Raw genomic sequence first — 19,228 nt, 5'->3', positions numbered from 1 at the left:
TCCTATTTCTGAGTGTAACAATCAGAAATAGGGAGCGTGGAAATGAAGAAATATCGTAAGCCGTCGCAAGTGATATCGCCACTCGATATCCCCGCTCAAACGCCCATTCGTACGCGCAGTGCTGGCGTTCTCAGCTCTTCTGATCTTGCAATGCACGATGCCGACGGAACCGCGCTTGCGTTTGACCCGATGCAGCAGGGATGGGTTCGTGCTGATTGCGAAGATGATCTAACACTCGCACCGGCAATCTCATTTGATACAATAGAGCCAAAACCACGTGCCAAAATGAATGCAGATTTGATCCCGCTTCAGCCGCAATACTTGTTGCGCGCTTGGGGAACTAGCGATCTGAAAACCTACAAAGCACTACTGGATGATCCTGAGGTCTGGCACTTTATGCCAGAGGATTATCCGAATCCATTGAGTGACGATATGGCGATGGCTTTGATCGAATTGTCGAACGCAAGCAACCACCATCAGGTCTACGCAATTATGCGCGATGGCGATCTCGTGGGTCAGGTACGTCTTGAATATGATGTTGAGCAAGACAATCCTTCAAGCGCCGAGATCAGCTTTTGGATTGGCCGTCCATACTGGGGCAAAGGTATTGGCCGCGATGTCGTCAAACTGTTCACCACGCGCTCCTTGCGCGACAATCCTTGGCTGACATCACTTATCGCGCGTGTTCACGAAGAAAATGCAAAGTCGATGAAAGCGCTGCGAAACGCTGGTTACGTTGTTGAGGGTGCTGATCCGAAACGCGCAAACTGGTTGAAGCTTCGCCTGATGCGAGACGACACAGGTCTTTAACGGCACGTTCCCCAGCCAGTGTTATGCAAGTGAAAGTGATCAGCGTGCGCAGCGTTGTAATCTGGGCCGAGTGTGGTTCCAAACCAATCGCATGATGTATCGCGCACCGCGCGTAAGAATTGCGCCTTGGCGTCATCGTTGTCCCAGTCTTTGAGCAAACGAATGCGCGTGCCATCACTAAGATCGAAACCCGTTATATCGATTGCGCTTGCTGTTGCGTGCGTGCTCATCCGGGAAGATCCTGAAATACGCCGGCAGTTGTAAGATCCGACGTGACGGATTCTGCTCACGCGCGCGCTAAAGAGATCTTGGGCGATAGGTTGAACACCGTGCTCCTCCCACATCGCTGTTCGCAATGCCGTCGCACAAGCGGTTTCAATGGGACCAATATCAGCATCACCAACCCGTCTAAGCTGCACGCGCCCCTCGATCCCGCAATCACCGTCTAGTACAAGATCCTCCATCTCAGTAATGCGCCCTGCATCCTGCATAATCTCTTTACAAAGCTTGGGATCGCTCGTGGCCCAATCCAACTTCCAAGTTGTTAAGGGCGTAATTGCATCACTCACCACTAAGGGCTCAAACACATTCCAGCGTGGTGGTAGCGGCGTATCTGGATGGCGCATCAAAGCAGAGCCGAGCAACAGCACAGAGACCAAAACAAAAAGCGCCGCACTCCGTTTCAAAGGACTGCGGCGCTTTTCAAATTCTTCACTCATAAGAGCGTATTAGTAACGATAATGCTCAGGCTTGAAAGGACCATCTGGTGAAACGCCGATGTAGGACGCTTGCTCTGGGTCAAGCTTGGACAGCTTCACGCCAATACGATCAAGGTGCAAACGCGCGACTTTCTCGTCGAGGTGCTTGGGCAAAATGTAGACTTCGTTCTTGTATTCATTACCACGTAGCCAGATTTCCATCTGTGCGAGAACTTGGTTTGTGAACGATGCAGACATCACGAAAGACGGGTGGCCCGTTGCGTTACCAAGGTTCAGCAAACGACCCTCAGAGAGCAGGATCAAGCGATGGCCGTTTGGCATTTCGATCATGTCGACCTGCTCTTTGATGTTCGTCCACTTGTGGTTCTTCAATGATGCGACCTGAATTTCGTTGTCGAAGTGGCCAATGTTACCAACAATCGCCATGTCCTTCATCTCGCGCATGTGCTCGATGCGGATCACGTCTTTGTTGCCTGTCGTCGTGATAAAGATATCAGCCGTAGAAACGGCGTCTTCAAGCGTCACAACTTCAAAGCCATCCATCGCCGCCTGCAATGCACAGATCGGGTCCACTTCAGTCACCTTAACACGCGCACCCGCACCTGCGAGGGACGCAGCAGAACCTTTGCCCACATCGCCGTAGCCCATGACTACTGCTACCTTGCCGGCCATCATCGTATCTGTCGCGCGGCGGATGCCGTCAACGAGGGACTCTTTACAGCCGTATTTGTTGTCGAACTTGGACTTCGTCACAGAGTCGTTCACGTTGATCGCAGGGAATGGCAGTTGGCCCTCACGCTGGAGTTCGTACAAGCGGTGAACGCCCGTTGTTGTTTCTTCAGAAACACCTTTGATGTCCGCTTTCGTCTTTGCAAACCAACCCGGTGTTTCAGCGATACGCTTCTGAATTTGCTTTTTGATAACTTCTTCTTCTTCAGATGTTGGCACGGCCAAAACATCTTCGCCCGCTTCCATGCGCGCGCCCAAAAGAATGTAGAGCGTTGCATCGCCACCATCATCAAGGATCATGTTCGCGCCTTCTGGGAACATGAAGGATTTATCAAGGTAGTCCCAGTGCTCTTCCAAGCTTTGACCTTTGATTGCGAAGACAGGCGTGCCGCCCGCTGCAATCGCCGCCGCAGCGTGGTCTTGCGTGGAAAAGATGTTGCATGACGCCCAGCGCACGTCCGCGCCCAGCTCAACCAATGTTTCAATCAGAACCGCTGTCTGGATCGTCATGTGAAGCGAGCCGACAATGCGCGCGCCTTTGAGCGGCTTTTCAGTTCCAAACTCTTCACGCAGCGCCATCAGGCCCGGCATTTCCGTTTCAGCAATATCCAGTTCCTTGCGACCAAAGTCCGCAAGCGCGATGTCTTTTACGATATAATCATTGGCCATTTTGCCGCTCTCCTCGAAGATTTTATTATTCTGTTGTGCACTTAGCACTGTGTGCCTGTTCCATCAAATAAAAGCCGAAAGGAAGTTAAGAGAGCAGCAAAATCGTGACTTATCTCTCACCAGGGAAATGGGTCATCCAGTTTTTGTCACCCGAAGCAATATGCGACGCACGACGCAACGCCCAACGCGCGCGGATCGTTTTTGAGACATTCAGATAAAGCGCACCTTCGTGAACAGACCATGCATTAGGATCACCTGGCGCAAAATACCCACGCGACATCGCAAAGGCGCAGTATCCACCAAAGCGCGGCGCATATTTGTCAGGGTCGCCTTGGAATGTCGCTAGGTTTTCCGCATTGGCAAAATGGAAAACAGACCCTTTGTGCTTTGCCATGAACGCGTCACTGCCCAAAACGCCATCGCCACTATCAAGGCTAAAGTAGGCAACAACATCGCGCCCGCCTGCCACAAGATTATCGCCTTTGCTGTACCAGCGCGGCTCGGTTGTGGCGAAAGCGGGCATTGCAAGGCTGGTCGCGAAACTTGCAACAGCAAGCGTGGTAAAGGAGCGGCGTGTGAGGGTCATGAGTAAGTTTCCTTTTCATCCAAGGGTTGGCTGCGTTACATCTTGATCCCAAGCTAGGAATTGATTGTCGCGGAGTCTCCCCATGTCACAAAAACGTGCTTGGCAACGTATGTTATCTGGTCGTCGTCTTGACCTTTTGGACCCCACTCCTGTGGATATAGAAGTCGAGGATATCGCCCACGGTCTTGCCTTTGTGGCGCGCTGGAATGGCCAAACTAAAGGGGATTTTGCCTATTCTGTCGCTGAGCATTCGCTGCTGGTGGAAACGCTTTTCACCCGCATGCAGCCCAGCGCATCTGTTAAATGGCGACTGGCTGCTTTGTTACATGATGCGCCTGAATATGTCATTGGTGACATGATCAGTCCCGTCAAAGCGGCGGTTGGATCAGGCTACGGCGAGCTTGATGAGCGCCTCACAGCTGCCATTCACATTCGTTTTGGGCTGCCTGCGACGATCCCCGTCGCAATTAAGAAACAAATCAAGAAAGCGGATAAAGTCAGCGCACGGCTAGAAGCAGAGCAAATCGCTGGCTTTTCACAAAGCGAGGCCGATCAGATCTTCGGCAAGCTCGATACAAACCTCACAGCTGGGCTTTCGATAAGATTGCGCCCTCCTTTAGATGCGCGCAACGAGTTCACCGCGCGCCATTTAATACTCTTGGAGAAAATGTGATGCAGGTCACTATTCGCGCGTATGACCAAAAAGATCTTTCGCAAATGACTGAGATTTTGAACGAAATTATCGAAATTGGCGGAACCACTGCCTATTTGAGCCCGCTCAAAGAAAGTGACCTTGAGAGTTGGACGAAACGCAAAGTCGCGCATGCACGATGGAATGTTGCACAAGATGAAACCGGACAGATTGTTGGGTTTCAATGGGCTGAATCTCATCCCAATCTCCCACCTGAAGCCGCAAGTATCGCAACCTTTGTGCGTGTTGGTGTTGTTGGTGCTGGAATCGGCTCGAAACTGTTTGAAGCCACCTCAACACAAATGCGCGCTCTGGGTTTTGAATGGATCAACGCTTCGATCCGTTCTGACAATGACAGTGGCCTACGCTACTATACCAAGATGGGCTTTATCGATTGGAAGGTTGATCCTGACGCAGCTCTTTCTGATGGGCGTGTGACGGGAAAGAACCACAAACGCTTCGATCTTTAATTTATGTAAAATCGCGAACATTCGCCCCAATTGTGCCCCAATTGACGCCTAACCGACGACAAAGCCGGATATTTTTTTGAATTCGGCACAGGCAAGATCGCAATTGAGGAATATTTCATGCGTGCACCCAAGGTTATTCTAACACTTACCGTCTCCATAGCTTTGTCTGGCTGTTTGCCATCAAACGAACCTATGTTCAGCTCTCGTGGCGTCGCGCCCGAAACGATCTCCGTTCATAACGCAAGCAACGAAATTCAGATGCAAGATCAAGCGCTCGCATTGAACGCTATGACGCGTAACATCATTCGTAAATCTACCGTACAAGGTGCCGCGATTGGCGCATTCGCGGGATGCGGATTGGTTATACTGTCTGCAAGTAATGCCAAAAACTGTGTAACTGGTGCTGTTGCGGGTGGTGCTATCGGTGCTGTCGCAGGCGCGGCGAGCGGCAAGAAGCAAGCTGCGAAACGCGTTGAGCTTGTCTCTCCTAGTGCGCTTGTGCGCGCGATTGGCAAAGCTGATGACAGCATGGATATCGTATCTCGCGACCTTCCAAACCTGCTAAAGAAACAAGACACCGAGCTCGCGCTTTTGAGCGATCGTATGAAGTCAGGTCAGATCAGCGAAGAACAGTATGCTCACCGTTTTGAAGTGATCAAAGCGAACCGAGCACAACTTGCTGAGGCGCTAAGCCTAAGTGCTGCACAGGCAAATGAGGCACATAAAAATTTGCAAGCCGCCAAAGTCAAAGGGCAAACGGGTCTGGACTGGCATCTTAGCGCAACACGTAATCTTGCGCGCGACGCAACATCAGCGCGCTCTGCAATCTCGCTACTGTAAAACACCAATCCATCGTGATCATAACTCAGCCACCCCCTAGGGTGGCTGTTTTACGTCAATGCGTTTTCTGGTTGTAGTTTAGCTAAAACGTTAACCATTTGCCTTAGAGTTACTCAAAGTTGATCACATTCTTGCCCCAATTGAGCCCCCTACTCCTACCCGAATGCTCACAAAAGTTGAGCAACGTTGAGGAGTGATGAGTATGATCCGTAAAATAACATGTGCCGGCTTTCTAGGGCTTACCAGCCTTCTCGCTGGATGCGGCGAACCGTCTGAACCCTCTTTTGCAATGAAAAACGAAGTGGTTGATCTGAACCTGCACAGCCTTGTACGCGGTCAATCGAATGAGCTTTTGTCCATGACAGAAGCACTTCACCTAAACGCATCAAGAACCTTCACCTCGCCACGCAAACTGAGCGACGCACTAGACGAAAGCATCGTTCAGATGGATCAGATCCACATGAACCTACCCACGCTTTTGGCTGATCAAGATGTTGAAATCGCTGCAATGCGTCAGGCTGTGGCTAACAAAACTGAAAGCAAAACAGCACTGAAGGCGCGCTATGAAGCAATGCGTGCCTACCGCGCGTCTTTGATCCAATCGCTTCAATCCAGTGCCGCGCGGACGGATCAAACATTGCAAGCCATTCAAACTTCAGGTCGACCCGATCTGATGCCACTCATGCAAGATGCAAAAGTCCTGTCGCGCGACCTTAACGCTGCGCGCACAATGATCCAAATGCAGATGTAAGTTCTAGCGCGGGCTGCGTTTTGCCAAGATACGTTGCAAAGTACGACGGTGCATGTTCAGGCGGCGCGCAGTCTCGCTCACGTTTCGATCACATAGCTCATAGACGCGCTGAATGTGTTCCCACCGCACACGATCCGCGCTCATCGGGTTTTCAGGGGGCGGTGGCAATTCATCACCCGTCGCTAAAAGTGCGTTGGTGATATCGTTGGCATCTGCGGGCTTTGACAAATAATCCGTTGCGCCAATTTTAACCGCGGCGACAGCTGTCGCGATAGCACCATATCCCGTTAAAACAACGACACGGCTATCAGGGCGCTTCTCTCGCAGCACTTCGACAACGTCGAGCCCATTGCCATCCTCAAGGCGCAAATCTACAATCGCGTAAGCCGCTGGGCGTGCTGTCGCAATCGCGCTTCCCGCGGCCACGGAGCCTGCGGTTTCCACTTCGAACCCACGTTTCTCCATAGCTTTGGCCAAACGGCGCAAAAACGGTTCATCGTCATCGACAAGCAAAAGTGTTTTGTCTTCACCGATGTTTTTGTTGGCTTCAGTGTTCACGCAAGGATCTCCCCTCAAAGCGTCGTTTGCAAACCCTACGCCTAAGGGTTTGAAGCGTCAAACTTTTGTGCGTTTTAGGCATTGTCTACAAAGCACTGGATCGTGTCAGCCATTTGCTCGGGTTGAATTTCACGACGGAAAAACTCGACAAACCCGTGCTCTGGAAGAACCAAATAAGAAAACGTTGAATGATCCACGAGGTAAAATTCATCGTCTGCCGGCTGCGCTTTGTAGTAAGTGCGATACGCTTGGCTCGCAGCTTTCACCTGAGCTGGCGTTCCTGTCAGACCGATCATGCGTTCATGTAGATTGTCAGCGAATTCTCCCACGACCTCAGGTGTATCCCGGTTCGGGTCAATAGAGATGAAGACGGGTGTTATTTCGCGATCACGCTCTTGCAAAATATCCGTCGCAATCGCGTTGCGAGACAAATCAAACGGACAAACATCCGGGCAGAACGAATATCCAAAATATAACAACGACGGTTGCGTGATGACATCTTGATCGGTGACTTCAGTGCCCGCCTTATCAAGCAATGTGAAAGGCCCACCAATCTGCCCGGCACCACCAGCAACTTGCCCAATGCGGCATTGTGCAAATTGATCATCGCTCTCGTTGGCTTGTGTTACGAACCACACCCCAAAAAGAGCCAAAACAACTGCAAGAGCAGCGAAAATAGCAAGTAGGCGAGTCATAGACTTCTCCGTCGTCGGCGTTCAATGTGTTAGACATTGACTTAGCTTAAATTACCGCTTGAGCAATCCCCTCCATACGCACCAAAGCGTGAGCGCCTGCGACATAAAGGATGACTATGCCTGCCAACGACCCTCAACTCATGACCGGCTCCGGTACGCAACGCCACAACTGGATCCGTTTGCGCACGATCACCATGCTGCGTTGGACCGCTATTGCGGGTCAAATCATCGCCATCAGTGTCGCCCAACAGATGTATAATTTGCAGCTTGAGTTGTTGCTGTGCTGTCTCGTGATTGGCGCATCTGTTATCGGCAATCTTGTTGCGATCTTCTTGTTTCCAGAAAACAAGCGCCTCTCTGAAACAGAGAACTTGTTAATGGTTGTTTTCGACCTTTTGCAGCTGTCATTTTTACTATTTCTGACAGGCGGTCTTCACAATCCATTCTCACTTTTGATTCTGGGACCCGTCACTGTCTCCGCAGCGGTGATGTCGCTGCGATCCACAGTAATGCTAGGGGTGATGGCGCTTGTTATCGTATCACTGCTTGCTGTTTTTCATCTACCTTTGCGCACTGAAGAAGGGTTTATTCTGCGTATTCCCGATGTTTTTGTCTTCGGCAATTGGGTTGCGATCATTATCGCGCTGGTCTTTCTCAGTGCATATAGCTGGAAAACCTCCAATGAAATGCATTCCATGGCTGCGGCTTTGCAAGCTACCTACTTGGCGTTGTCACGAGAACAGAAGTTAACAGATATTGGTGGCGTTGTTGCTGCGGCAGCCCATGAACTTGGCACGCCCTTGGCAACGATCAAGCTCGCTAGCTCTGAGCTCGTAGATGAACTTTCTGACATGCCCGAACTTGCCGAAGATGCAGCGTTGATTTCTCAGCAAGCTGATCGCTGCCGCGATATTTTGCAATCAATGGGGCGCGCAGGCAAAGATGATCTGCACCTGCGCAAGGCACCCTTAAGTGCCGTTCTGGAAGAAGCCGCAGAACCCCATCTGGAGCGTGGAAAAGCGATTGTCTTCGAGCAAGCAGAACACGACGCTGATCTATTTGATCAACCAGATATCCTTCGCAAACCCGAAATTATCCACGGCATGCGCAACCTTGTTCAGAACGCCGTCGATTTCGCACAAACAACAATATGGGTGGAAACCAGTTGGAGCGATAGTGAGATCAGAGTGCGCATTGTCGATGACGGCGCTGGCTTCCCCTTGCACCTGATTGGGCGCATTGGTGATCCTTTTGTCCGCAAGCGAAAATCCGAAAAAGAAAGCGCAAAACGGCCTGAGTATGAGGGCATGGGTCTCGGATTATTCATCGCAAAAACGCTGCTCGAACGCTCTGGTGCAAAGTTGCACTTCTCTAATGGCGGATCTCAGTTTGCCAAGAGAACAAATGGAAAAACTGGTGCTGTTATCGATGTCACTTGGCCTCGGGAAAAGGTTGATGCCGCGTTTTCCAATGTCGCTGAAGTGACCGGTGAAAACGTGCGAAACCAAACTTACTAAATTTACGAATAGCGATATGGCTTAAGCATTCATTAAGAATAAGCGCGCTATGAAAGAGGGGGTTTAATGGGAATTTCGCATGTTCACTACGCTCTCGTGGGTCGATATTGGTCTGGTTTTCAGCATCACTTTGGCAAGTTTTGCTTTCATCAAAACTCTTGGCAGATCAGATATGCGCGCCACAGAGCCAAGCGTCATACCTCTAAAACGACAGTATCTTTTTGAATTTGATCACGCTGGCAAACTCGTTTGTACCAACGAACACGCGCGCGACTTTTTGACTGATCTAAAGCTTGTGGACCCAGATTGGACGTGCTTGCGAGATACTTTGAAACACCGTTTTGGTGATTTACCAACGTGTATCAATGAAACAGAGACGCCTGTTCTGACATCACTTCAGCCATTCTCCGACATCGACCCAATGACGATCGAAATTGAGCAGCATGTTGACGGTCTCTCACTCACTATGTTCGAGCGCGAGATTAGCGACTTCATGAGTCATGTCGCGGTTCATAACGTTCTAAGCACACTGCCCAATATTGCGCTTGTTCAAGCAGTAAGTGAAAATGCACCGTTCCCCGTTTGGCAAAGCGACAAAGCAGGTAAGATTGAATGGTCAAACGCATTTTACAAATCGCTGGCACGACGCATCGATCGTAAAAACGCTCCACTTTTTGAAATTACGCCAACCCAGGATTTCGAAAAGAATGCACAGCGCATTTCCTTGAAAGATCCAGCACATAATCGCACGCATTGGTTTGATGTCACACGTCAATCCTTCGAGGATGGTCATCTTTACTTCGCAACAGACGTTCATGCAGTCGTTAACGCCGAAACCGCCCAGCGCAACTTTGTTCAAACACTCGCTAAGACATTTGCTCATCTCGCAACTGGCCTCGCAATATTTGACCGCAACCGCCAGCTTGTACTCTTCAACCCTTCGCTTTTTGATCTCACGGAACTTCGACCAGAATTTCTTACCGCACGTCCAAATCTATTCTCTTTTTTCGATCAACTTCGCGATAATCAAATCATGCCCGAACCAAAGAATTACGCCAGTTGGCGTGAACGGATTGCAGACGTTATTTTTGCTGCAAGCGATGATAACTTTAGCGAAACATGGCATCTTCCGAATGGTCTCACCTATCGGGTGACGGGGCGTCCACATCCGGATGGGGCAATCGCATTCCTTTTCGAGGACATCAGCGCTGAAATCTCTCTAACGCGCCGCTTTCGCGAAGAAGCCGATGTCACGCGGTCAGCACTTGATACACTCGATCATTCGATCGCCATTTTCAATAGAGCGGGCTACTTGCAGCAACACAACGCGGCTATGCTAGAGTTTTTAGGACAAGACGCCGATCAAAACCTAATCAATATGTCAGTCAAAGATATTACGCGACTTTGTCAGAAGACCTGTCAACCGACCCCGGCTTGGGGTGAAATTCGAAATTTCGTTTCGGAAGGCTTGGAGCGCGAAGCTTGGAGCGCAAATCTCATCAGCAAAGACGGTCAACCAGTTGAGCTACGCGTTGCTCCGCTCGCGTCTGGTGCAAGCCTTGTTACACTTTTGCCCAACCTGCAATCTTTGAGCCTCCCGAAAGTTCAAAAGTCAGCGCACAGGCAGGTCCGGCAAAAACCTTCCGCCGTCGCTTGATCGAAATTCACGGTTTCACGTTCCCCGAAAGCACCGTAGTTTCGCGATATGACTGTCACATCAACTCATATCGAACTCACCAGTACGAACGCGACCGCAGCGTTCGCTGTTAAAGTAGGTGCACTTCTATCCAAAGGCGACGTGCTTTTGCTTCAGGGTGACATCGGCACTGGCAAAAGTTTTTTCGCACGTGCGCTGATCCAGTCTTTGCAAAAAATTCCAGAAGACGTGCCTTCGCCAACTTTTACACTCGTTCAAACGTACGACACGCTTTCGGGCGAAATTTGGCATGCCGATCTCTATCGTTTGGGCGATCCGAGCGAAGCGGACGAACTTGGATTGCTAGACGCCTTTAACAGTGCGATTTGTCTTATTGAGTGGCCCGACCGATTAGGCAGCGCGACACCAAAATCGGCCGTGACCTTATTGTTCGAAACAACCGAAGAAGAAGAAGACGCGCGACGTGTCGCAATCGAAAACAACAAATCCGACCTAGCCGACAAAATAATGAAAGCCTTCTTATGAGCCTGCGCGAAAGTGTTATTTCGGAATTTCTCGCCCAAACAAATTGGGCCAATGCTGAGCGCTCACACCTCGCGGGTGACGCCTCGTTGCGGAAATATCAGCGGCTCGCTGCAGGGAAAGATGGCCGCATCGCTGTGCTTATGGATGCTGATCCGGCGCTTGGAAATGACGTTCGGCCATTTATTAAAATCACTGACTACCTTCGCAGTCTTTCGCTAAGCGCACCTGAGATTTTTGCAGCCGATGAGGCCAATGGCCTGCTTGTCATAGAGGATCTTGGCGATGCGCTCTATGCAAAAGTGGTTAGCGACCTGCCAGAGCTTGAAATACCGCTTTATGAAGCCGCGACTGATGTTTTGCTTCATCTACATAAATCCACCCCGCCATCTTTGGTACCCTACGATACCAACTCAATGACAGATATGGCTGTGCTTGCTTTTGATTGGTATCAGTTCGGCGCTGACGACGAAGTTGACGTTAAACAGCGCGAGGCGTTCAAGGCCGCTTTTTCCAACTTGCTTGCAACAAAAGTCGGTGCCCCCAGCGTTCTTATTCAACGAGATTTTCACGCAGAAAATTTGCTTTGGCTCCCAGATCGCAAAGGACACGCGCGCGTTGGTCTTTTGGACTATCAAGATGCGCAACTGGGTCATCCAGCATATGATCTCGTTTCTATGTTGAAGGACGCGCGCCGAGATGTACCAGTAGCTATCGAGGAGACAATGATCCAACGTTACATCGCGCACTCCAAACTTGACGATCAAGAGTTCAGAGATGCCTATCACATACTAGGCTTGCAACGAAACTTGCGCATATTAGGGGTGTTTGCACGACTTTCGATGCACTTTGGCAAGCCACACTATGTCGATTTCATTCCACGCGTCTGGGAATTCATCGAACGCGATTTGAAGCACAAAGCTAACGAACCGGTCGCTGAGCTTTTGAACAAAGCGCTCCCAACACCAACACCTGACATCCTAAAAAGGCTTAAAGACAAATGCGCGACCGTCCCAACGCTGTAATGCTTTTTGCCGCTGGATTTGGCACACGCATGCGCGAATTAACCAAGCATCAACCAAAACCGTTGGTGCGCGTTGCCAACCGCACCCTTCTTGATCACGCACTTGAACAGGTGGATCAATCCATTGATTTGAAAAAAGTTGTCAATTGTCACTACTTTCCGGAACAGATCAAAACGCATCTGAAGGACCATAAAGACATCACCGTCATCGAAGAACAGGACATTATCTTAGAAACAGGGGGTGGTTTAAAAAATGCGCTGCCTATACTCGGCTCAAACCTTGTTTTCACCATGAATACCGACGCCGTTTGGCAAGGCCCTAACGCTCTTTCTACCTTATTAGAGTCTTGGAATCCCGAAACTATGGACGCGTTGTTGCTTTGTGTGCCAAAGGGCAGCGCCGTTGGCCACACAGGGAACGGCGACTTTATTTTGGCCGATGATGGGCGGCTGACCTATGGTGCGGGCGACATTTACACAGGCGTTCAAATTGTAAGAACAGACCTCCTAAGCGAGATTAATGAAACGTCTTTCTCGCTCAAACTTCTTTGGGAAAAACTTCTGTCGCGCAAACGCATGTATGGCGTCCGATATGCCGGACGTTGGTGTGATGTCGGCACCCCTGAGGGGGTCACGCTCGCCGAAGACATGCTTGGATATTCCAGTGTTTGAGCCACAAGAAAACGCGCGCGTGTTTGCATCAGAGCTCGGTGTCGACTTCCCGAAAGCATTGGTTTCTGGGATATTCGATCGCATGCAAGGCCACGCGCCAGAAGACATGGCGCGCGTTCATTTGATCGTGAATACAGCGCGGATGCGGCGGCGTGTAACTGCTCTTTTTCTAGATAGAAATCCGCATTTTCTTCCACGTATTACGCTGCTCAGTGATCTTGGCAAAGAACCAAAGTTTCACAAGATACCACAACCCGTTTCACCGCTGGCGCGTCGCATTGAATTGATCTCGCTGGTCGATGCTTTGCTGCGGCAGAACCCGTCTCTGGCATCGCGTAGTTCTTTGTTCGATCTTGCTGAATCCCTCGCGGGTTTGATGGACGAGATGCAAGGCGAGGGCGTCACCCTCAACGATATCTCGGAGCTAGAAGTCAGTGATATCTCGGGGCATTGGGCGCGCGCGCAGCAATTTATTGGCATCGTCGGCCAGTTCTTGGATTTATCACAGGAACATCCCGATACAGAGGCGCGTGCACGTGCTGTCGTCCTCGCTCAAATCGAGGAGTGGCGCATTGCGCCACCTGAGCATCCGATTATTCTCGCAGGTTCAACAGGCTCGCGCGGAACAACGGCTTTGCTTATGAATGCTGTCGCGAATTTACCTCAAGGCGCGGTAATATTGCCCGGTTTTGATGCGGATATGCCATCAGAGGTGTGGGAGGAGCTTATTGCCGAGCACCCTGCTCGCCTCGCACCAGAAGATCATCCGCAATATCGCTTCGCGCGCTTTCTTCAATCGCTTTCGCTTCATCCAAAAAGGGTCCCGATGTGGGGCACTGCGCCAGCAATTGATGCACGTCGGAACGCCGTTGTATCATTAGCGCTCCGTCCTGTTCCAGTGACCGATGGTTGGCTACGCGACGGGCCTGATTTGGGCGATCTTCCCAGTGCGATGGAAAATGTAACGCTGGTTGAAGCACAAAACACCCGTGAAGAGGCGCTTGCCATTGCGATGCGATTACGCCTCGCTGCGCAAGAGGGAAAAACCACAGCCCTTATTACGCCTGACAGAATGCTGACCCGGCAAGTAACCGCAGCGCTGGATCGTTGGAATATCAAACCCGATGACAGTGCGGGAACACCTTTGCAACTCTCGCCTCCTGGTCGTTTTTTGCGGCACGTACTGGAGCTTTTCACCCAACCGCTGGATGCGGAAGCGTTGCTGACACTGCTCAAACATCCGCTTACACATCGAGGGTCTGATCGCGGAGATCATTTGCGTCTCACTCGTGAGTTGGAACTCTCGATCCGCAAGTATGGGCCCGCCTTTCCAACCGCAGAAAGTCTGATGGATTGGGCAAAAAAGAATAAGCTTGAGGGTGCAAAAGAGTGGGCTGATTGGGTAGCGCAAACCTTTTGTGATCTCATGTGCGAGGGTCCGCAGAACGCGGCTGAGTTTGCGCAGAGGCATATCGACTTGGCAGAATGTATCTCGCAAGGTTCGATAGGCGCTGGAACTGGTGAGTTATGGCAAGAAGCAGCGGGTCGCGCAGCGCTCGCGCAGTGGCACGCCCTTCAACCCGTTCTTGATGCTTTGCCCGATCTTAGCGCGCGCGACTATGCCGATTTGTTCGGTGGGATTTTATCAAGCGGCGAAGTGCGTAACCCTGACTTGGGCCACCCCAACGTTCTGATTTGGGGAACACTGGAAGCACGTGTTCAAGGCGCTGATTTGCTCATCCTTGCTGCCTTGAACGAGGGCAGCTGGCCCGAAGCGCCAAAGCCTGACCCTTGGCTCAACCGTCGTATGCGCGCAGAAGCAGGCTTGCTTTTGCCCGAGCGTCGCGTTGGCTTGTCGGCTCACGACTTTCAACAAGCCATTGCCGCGCCAGAGGTCTGGCTCACCCGTTCGCAGCGCTCAGACGATGCGCAAACTGTGCCGTCACGTTGGCTTAACCGATTAACCAATTTGATGGGCGGTTTGCCGGATCAGAATGGTCCCGACGCGATCGGCCAAATGCAAGCACGAGGTAACGCATGGCTCCAACGCGCGGCACTTTTGGAAAGTCCGATCCAAAGCGCACCCGCCGCGCGCCCGTCACCTAGGCCTGCGATCACTGCTCGACCCGATCAGCTGTCAGTTACAGAAATCAAAACACTCGTGCGGGATCCTTATGCGATCTACGCCAAACATGTTCTCAAACTTGCGCCCCTCGACAGTCTTGTCAAAACAGCTGACGCACGTTTGCGTGGCATTGCAGTGCATCAGGTGTTTGAGGATTTCGTGCGAAGCTGGGACAGCGCCAACACCGCTAATGATCTTATGGCGCATGCCAAACGCATTTTCGACAGTGATGTGGATTGGCCGTCTGCCCGTCTTATGTGGGCTGCACGCATTGCGCGATTGGCTGATGACTTCGTCGTTCAGGAACGTGAGCGACAGACAAATGCTGTTTCAACAAAACTGGAAGTAAAAGGCAAAAGCACCCTGCCCGATCTTGGCTTTACACTTACAGTCAAAGCGGACCGTATTGATCTGGACGCACGCAGCGGCGCGCATCTTTATGATTACAAAACTGGTGCTATTCCCACCAAAAACCAACAAATTGCCTTTGACATGCAGCTTTTGCTCGAAGCTGCGATGGCAGAACGCGGTGACTTTGACGGGATAAACCCACGCCACGTAGAAGGCGCGACATATCTTGGTGTTGGCTCAAGTGTGACATCAGTGAAAGCGCCGTTGGATGAAAAGCCAACCGCACAGGTTTGGAGCGAACTTCATAAGCTTATCGCGGACTATCAAGAGCCTAATAAGGGCTATACGGCGCGGCGCGCGATGGAAAAATCAAAAAGCTTTGGTCGGTATGACCAGCTTGCTCGCTTTGGTGAGTGGGATGAAACGAGTATGCCGGATGACGATGGAGTAAAACCATGATCGCGCGCAACGATGCGACCCTCGCGCAGGTCAACGCCGCGCGCCCTCATGTGTCCACTTGGCTTTCCGCGAACGCGGGCTCTGGCAAAACACGTGTATTAACAGATCGCGTTGCTCGCTTGTTGTTGGCCCAAGTTCCGCCCGAACGCATCCTATGTCTAACATATACCAAAGCGGCCGCTGCAGAGATGCAAAACCGCTTGTTCAAACGCCTTGGCGAGTGGGCCATGCTAGAGGACGACACGCTACGCGATGCCCTGCGCGAATTGGGTGAAGAAGGAGCGATCAACGCGGACGACCTACGCGGCGCGCGCACCTTGTTTGCAGCGGCCATCGAGGCGCCAGGTGGTTTGAAAATTCAGACGATTCACTCGTTCTGTTCCACAGTTCTGCGCCGCTTTCCACTAGAAGCAAACGTGTCGCCTCAGTTCGCAGAAATGGAAGAGCGCGCAGCAGATCTCTTGCGTGAGGAGATCATCGAAGACATGGCAGCAAGCGCCGACGCGCAGTTGATCGTTGATCTCGCGACGGTCACAGGTGCCTATGATTTGACGGAACTAAGCGGTGAAATCGTGCGCCATCGCAGCGCTTTGATCACGCCGCCAGATGACAGTACCGTGTTTCATGCCTACGATGTCGCCCCTGACTTGAGCGACGATAAGATCGCCAGCTCTGTCTTTTTGGGGGGTGAGGCAGAGCTGCTAACTGCGCTTATTAACGTGCTTAAGACGTCCGGTGTTCGAGACGTCGAAATGGCCGAAAAATTAACCTTGATTACGTCCCTTGATGCGAGCGTTTTGCCCGTTCTAGAAGATGCTTTCCTGCTCAAAAAAGATGGCAGTGCGAAGGTTGGCAAGGTTCCAGCAAAAGGTGCACAAAAGAATTTCGTTGCGCATCAAGACGCGCTCGATGCTTGGATCCTACGGGTTGAAGCAGCGCGTACCTCGCGGCTCAAACTCTCTGCCGTGCAAAAAACGCTTCATCTGAATCGCTTCGCTGCGGCGTTTCTCAAACGATACGAAGCAAGCAAACAAGCGCGCGGATGGCTTGATTTTGACGATCTCATTCTGAAAACGCGCGACCTGCTTGCCAATTCCGAAATGGCGCAATGGGTGCTTTATAAACTCGACGGTGGCATCGATCATATCCTTGTCGACGAAGCACAGGACACCAGCCCAACGCAATGGGATGTGATTGAACGGCTCACCTCTGAAATCACCGCTGGAGAGGGAGCGCGCGACGAGGTTCCGCGCACCATTTTCGTTGTCGGCGACAAAAAGCAATCGATTTATTCGTTCCAGGGGGCGGACCCGCGTGAGTTTGATCGTATGCGTAGCGAGTTTGACACCCGTTTGCGCCCAACAAACACGCCACTCGTTGATGCCGAACTGCATTACTCTTTCCGCTCCGCGCAATGCATTCTGGAACTTGTCGACAAAACATTCGAAGGACACGCCGCCGCTGGTTTTGCCAGCTCTACTCACCTCGCTTTTGAGGGCGGGCCGCCAGGTCGTGTCGATATATGGCCCGCGATTGAAAAGGCCGAGAAACAAGAGCCGGGCAATTGGTCCGACACGGTCGATAAGCTAAGCGAAAATGACGAAACCGTATTGATGGCCCAGCGCATCGCGGATGAAATCAAGCGGATGACGGGCCCTTATGGTGAGTCGATTCATGATAAGGATGGGTTTCGCAAAGTACGTGCAGGCGACATCTTGATCCTTGTTCAGCGTCGCTCTGATCTGTTTGAAGAAATCATACGCGCCTGCAAAACGGCTGGTCTGCCCATAGCAGGTGCTGATCGCTTAAAGGTTGGCGCAGAAATGGCTGTGCGCGATTTGCAAGCCTTGCTGAGTTTTCTTGCAACACCCGAGGATGATTATTCCCTTGCTGTGGTGCTTAAGTCGCCACTAATTGGGTGGGGCGAGAAGCAGCTCTTTGATCTTGCCCAAGGGCGTGACGCACGTTTTCTGTGGCAAGAATTGCGCAATCAAAAAGATCAGCATCCAATGGTGTTCGAACTGCTCGAAGATTTGCGCAAAGAAGCAGACTTTCTACGCCCCTATGATCTGATCGAACGCGTTTTAACCCGCCACGAAGGGCGTCGTCGTTTTATTGGGCGTCTGGGGCGTGAGGCGGACGACGGCATTGATGCTTTGCTTGCACAAGCGCTTTCGTTTGAGCGATCTCGCATTCCATCACTCACAGGGTTTCTAACTTGGATGGAAACCGATGACCTGACGATCAAACGCCAGCTTAGTCAGGATCGTGACGAAATTCGCGTGATGACGGTGCATGGCTCAAAAGGTCTTGAAGCGCCGATTGTCATCATGCCTGAGACCCAAAAACGGCGCAGCCCAAACGGTGGTTCGCTGATCGAGATGGAGACCCTCGTTGGCTGGAACGTACGCAATGAAGATGCGCCTGCGAATGTGCTTGCCGCCAAAACCCAGCGCGAGGAACGCCAAGCCGAAGAACGCATGCGCCTTTTGTATGTCGCGATGACCCGCGCAGAGAAATGGTTGATCCTTGGCGCTGCGGGCGATCTTGGTAAAAGTGATGAAGACAGCTGGTACGGCATGGTCAGCGCTGCTGCGCGCGAACGCCCACACGTAGAGCATGACTTTGGATTTGGTCGCGGTATTCGAATCGAGCCTGCTCCTTGGGAAGCGGACGAACAACTGACCACACCTGCTTTGGTACAAGACACTGCAGTGTTAGAGCCTATTTTTCGTGAAAATGCTTCTGAGGTCGAAGAAAGCAAAGCCAGCATCAGCCCCTCTGATCTAGGTGGCGCAAAAGCGCTGCCGAGCGAGACTGCTCTTGATGAAGAGGCAGCGAAATTACGAGGAACACAGATCCATCTGCTGATCGAGCATTTTGCGCAAACGCCCAAAGATCATTGGAGCAATATTGCCGACGCTTTACTTCCCGATCTAGCGAACATTGACGCGTATGTCAGTGAAGCCGCAAATGTCATCACCGCGCAGCACCTTTCGTTTATCTTTGATGAGGGCACTCTTTCAGAAGTGCCAATCACAGCGCAACTTTCGGAACTTTCAGAAAAACCGCTCTACGGCATCATTGATCGCCTTATCGTGAACGACAAAGATGTTTGGGCAATTGACTTCAAAACCAACGCTGCAATTCCCAAGACTGCGAATGCATGCCCGGAAGGCTTGCTTCGCCAAATGGGGGCGTACAGCGCTGCTTTGACAGAGATTTATCCCCAGAAAACCATACGCACAGCAATTGTCTGGACGGGCACCGCAAGCTTGATGGAACTTGATGCGGATTTAACCACCGCAGCAATCCAAAGGGCCGGCGCATCTATGCGCCTTGACGGCGCGACCCCCAATACCTAGGTTTGCGCATCTAGATTT

At 51.5% G+C, this 19,228-nt stretch carries 17 protein-coding genes; 12 read left to right on the top strand and 5 right to left on the bottom strand.

Features of this window, described 5'->3' with window-relative positions:
• Positions 1-42 precede the first annotated feature (42 nt).
• Positions 43-810 carry a GNAT family N-acetyltransferase gene (locus tag ACTG3Z_RS05660; RefSeq protein ID WP_439141794.1) on the top strand — a complete coding sequence of 256 codons (768 nt, stop codon included), beginning with the start codon at positions 43-45 and terminating at the stop codon, positions 808-810.
• Here the strand turns inward: ACTG3Z_RS05660 and ACTG3Z_RS05655 are convergent.
• The 3 genes from ACTG3Z_RS05655 to ACTG3Z_RS05645 form a co-directional block, all read right to left on the bottom strand.
• On the bottom strand, positions 807-1,529 hold the full coding sequence (locus ACTG3Z_RS05655; RefSeq protein WP_439141792.1) for an extensin-like domain-containing protein: 723 nt from the start codon (positions 1,527-1,529) through the stop codon (positions 807-809). The two genes, ACTG3Z_RS05660 and ACTG3Z_RS05655, sit on opposite strands and share 4 nt — an antisense overlap.
• A 9-nt stretch (positions 1,530-1,538) precedes the next feature.
• A complete protein-coding gene (gene ahcY, locus ACTG3Z_RS05650) occupies positions 1,539-2,927 on the bottom strand; it encodes an adenosylhomocysteinase (RefSeq protein ID WP_439141791.1) in 1,389 nt (462 codons plus the stop codon).
• A 109-nt stretch (positions 2,928-3,036) separates the two neighbouring features.
• Positions 3,037-3,513: a YHS domain-containing (seleno)protein gene (locus ACTG3Z_RS05645; protein ID WP_439141790.1), complete on the bottom strand. Its 477-nt coding sequence runs from the start codon at positions 3,511-3,513 to the stop codon at positions 3,037-3,039.
• Positions 3,514-3,595: 82 nt separating this feature from the next.
• Between ACTG3Z_RS05645 and ACTG3Z_RS05640 the strand changes: the two genes are divergently transcribed.
• The 4 genes from ACTG3Z_RS05640 (at position 3,596) to ACTG3Z_RS05625 (ending at position 6,265) form a co-directional block, all read left to right on the top strand.
• A complete protein-coding gene (locus ACTG3Z_RS05640) occupies positions 3,596-4,186 on the top strand; it encodes an HD domain-containing protein (RefSeq protein WP_439141788.1) in 591 nt (196 codons plus the stop codon).
• A complete protein-coding gene (locus ACTG3Z_RS05635; protein ID WP_439141787.1) occupies positions 4,186-4,674 on the top strand; it encodes a GNAT family N-acetyltransferase in 489 nt (162 codons plus the stop codon). Before ACTG3Z_RS05640 ends, ACTG3Z_RS05635 begins: the two co-directional genes overlap by 1 nt.
• 117 nt (positions 4,675-4,791) lie before the next feature.
• On the top strand, positions 4,792-5,514 hold the full coding sequence (locus ACTG3Z_RS05630; RefSeq protein WP_439141786.1) for a hypothetical protein: 723 nt from the start codon (positions 4,792-4,794) through the stop codon (positions 5,512-5,514).
• 202 nt (positions 5,515-5,716) lie between these two features.
• Complete coding sequence (locus tag ACTG3Z_RS05625) at positions 5,717-6,265, top strand: hypothetical protein (RefSeq protein ID WP_439141784.1); 549 nt, start codon at positions 5,717-5,719, stop codon at positions 6,263-6,265.
• A 3-nt stretch (positions 6,266-6,268) separates the two neighbouring features.
• Here ACTG3Z_RS05625 and ACTG3Z_RS05620 read toward each other — a convergent pair whose 3' ends face one another.
• Both ACTG3Z_RS05620 and ACTG3Z_RS05615 read right to left on the bottom strand, forming a co-directional pair.
• Positions 6,269-6,823, bottom strand: coding sequence for an ActR/PrrA/RegA family redox response regulator transcription factor (locus ACTG3Z_RS05620; protein WP_439141783.1), 555 nt, complete (start codon positions 6,821-6,823; stop codon positions 6,269-6,271).
• A gap of 74 nt (positions 6,824-6,897) precedes the next feature.
• Positions 6,898-7,518: an SCO family protein gene (locus ACTG3Z_RS05615; protein ID WP_439141781.1), complete on the bottom strand. Its 621-nt coding sequence runs from the start codon at positions 7,516-7,518 to the stop codon at positions 6,898-6,900.
• A gap of 110 nt (positions 7,519-7,628) precedes the next feature.
• Here ACTG3Z_RS05615 and regB point away from each other — a divergent pair, with 110 nt between their 5' ends.
• The 7 genes from regB to addA all read left to right on the top strand — a co-directional run bounded on the left by regB (position 7,629) and on the right by addA (position 19,210).
• Positions 7,629-9,035 (top strand): sensor histidine kinase RegB, encoded by a 1,407-nt coding sequence (gene regB, locus ACTG3Z_RS05610; RefSeq protein ID WP_439141779.1) that lies wholly within the window; start codon positions 7,629-7,631, stop codon positions 9,033-9,035.
• 79 nt (positions 9,036-9,114) lie between these two features.
• Positions 9,115-10,692 (top strand): PAS-domain containing protein, encoded by a 1,578-nt coding sequence (locus ACTG3Z_RS05605; protein ID WP_439141778.1) that lies wholly within the window; start codon positions 9,115-9,117, stop codon positions 10,690-10,692.
• A gap of 48 nt (positions 10,693-10,740) precedes the next feature.
• A complete protein-coding gene (gene tsaE / locus ACTG3Z_RS05600; protein ID WP_439141776.1) occupies positions 10,741-11,217 on the top strand; it encodes a tRNA (adenosine(37)-N6)-threonylcarbamoyltransferase complex ATPase subunit type 1 TsaE in 477 nt (158 codons plus the stop codon).
• On the top strand, positions 11,214-12,239 hold the full coding sequence (locus ACTG3Z_RS05595; protein WP_439141775.1) for an aminoglycoside phosphotransferase family protein: 1,026 nt from the start codon (positions 11,214-11,216) through the stop codon (positions 12,237-12,239). Before tsaE ends, ACTG3Z_RS05595 begins: the two co-directional genes overlap by 4 nt.
• Complete coding sequence (locus ACTG3Z_RS05590; protein WP_439141773.1) at positions 12,215-12,910, top strand: nucleotidyltransferase family protein; 696 nt, start codon at positions 12,215-12,217, stop codon at positions 12,908-12,910. Before ACTG3Z_RS05595 ends, ACTG3Z_RS05590 begins: the two co-directional genes overlap by 25 nt.
• Entirely contained in the window at positions 12,903-15,845 is a 2,943-nt protein-coding gene (gene addB / locus ACTG3Z_RS05585; protein WP_439141772.1) for a double-strand break repair protein AddB, read from the top strand. Before ACTG3Z_RS05590 ends, addB begins: the two co-directional genes overlap by 8 nt.
• Complete coding sequence (gene addA, locus ACTG3Z_RS05580) at positions 15,842-19,210, top strand: double-strand break repair helicase AddA (protein ID WP_439141771.1); 3,369 nt, start codon at positions 15,842-15,844, stop codon at positions 19,208-19,210. The genes addB and addA overlap by 4 nt, the downstream gene beginning before the upstream one ends.
• Positions 19,211-19,228: the final 18 nt, after the last annotated feature.

It is taken from the genome of Planktotalea sp., assembly GCF_965659345.1.
Classification (GTDB): domain Bacteria; phylum Pseudomonadota; class Alphaproteobacteria; order Rhodobacterales; family Rhodobacteraceae; genus Planktotalea.
The sequence above is the reverse complement of the archived record's forward strand: the minus strand, read 5'-3'. Positions and strand labels throughout refer to the sequence as shown.

Coding starts and splice junctions, on each gene's coding strand:
- ACTG3Z_RS05660 (WP_439141794.1), top strand. CDS start 43: ATGAAGAAATATCGTAAGCCGTCGCAAGTGATATCGCCACTCGATATC.
- ACTG3Z_RS05655 (WP_439141792.1), bottom strand. CDS start 1,529: ATGAGTGAAGAATTTGAAAAGCGCCGCAGTCCTTTGAAACGGAGTGCG.
- ahcY (WP_439141791.1), bottom strand. CDS start 2,927: ATGGCCAATGATTATATCGTAAAAGACATCGCGCTTGCGGACTTTGGT.
- ACTG3Z_RS05645 (WP_439141790.1), bottom strand. CDS start 3,513: ATGACCCTCACACGCCGCTCCTTTACCACGCTTGCTGTTGCAAGTTTC.
- ACTG3Z_RS05640 (WP_439141788.1), top strand. CDS start 3,596: ATGTCACAAAAACGTGCTTGGCAACGTATGTTATCTGGTCGTCGTCTT.
- ACTG3Z_RS05635 (WP_439141787.1), top strand. CDS start 4,186: ATGCAGGTCACTATTCGCGCGTATGACCAAAAAGATCTTTCGCAAATG.
- ACTG3Z_RS05630 (WP_439141786.1), top strand. CDS start 4,792: ATGCGTGCACCCAAGGTTATTCTAACACTTACCGTCTCCATAGCTTTG.
- ACTG3Z_RS05625 (WP_439141784.1), top strand. CDS start 5,717: ATGATCCGTAAAATAACATGTGCCGGCTTTCTAGGGCTTACCAGCCTT.
- ACTG3Z_RS05615 (WP_439141781.1), bottom strand. CDS start 7,518: ATGACTCGCCTACTTGCTATTTTCGCTGCTCTTGCAGTTGTTTTGGCT.
- regB (WP_439141779.1), top strand. CDS start 7,629: ATGACTATGCCTGCCAACGACCCTCAACTCATGACCGGCTCCGGTACG.
- ACTG3Z_RS05605 (WP_439141778.1), top strand. CDS start 9,115: ATGTTCACTACGCTCTCGTGGGTCGATATTGGTCTGGTTTTCAGCATC.
- tsaE (WP_439141776.1), top strand. CDS start 10,741: ATGACTGTCACATCAACTCATATCGAACTCACCAGTACGAACGCGACC.
- ACTG3Z_RS05595 (WP_439141775.1), top strand. CDS start 11,214: ATGAGCCTGCGCGAAAGTGTTATTTCGGAATTTCTCGCCCAAACAAAT.
- ACTG3Z_RS05590 (WP_439141773.1), top strand. CDS start 12,215: ATGCGCGACCGTCCCAACGCTGTAATGCTTTTTGCCGCTGGATTTGGC.
- addA (WP_439141771.1), top strand. CDS start 15,842: ATGATCGCGCGCAACGATGCGACCCTCGCGCAGGTCAACGCCGCGCGC.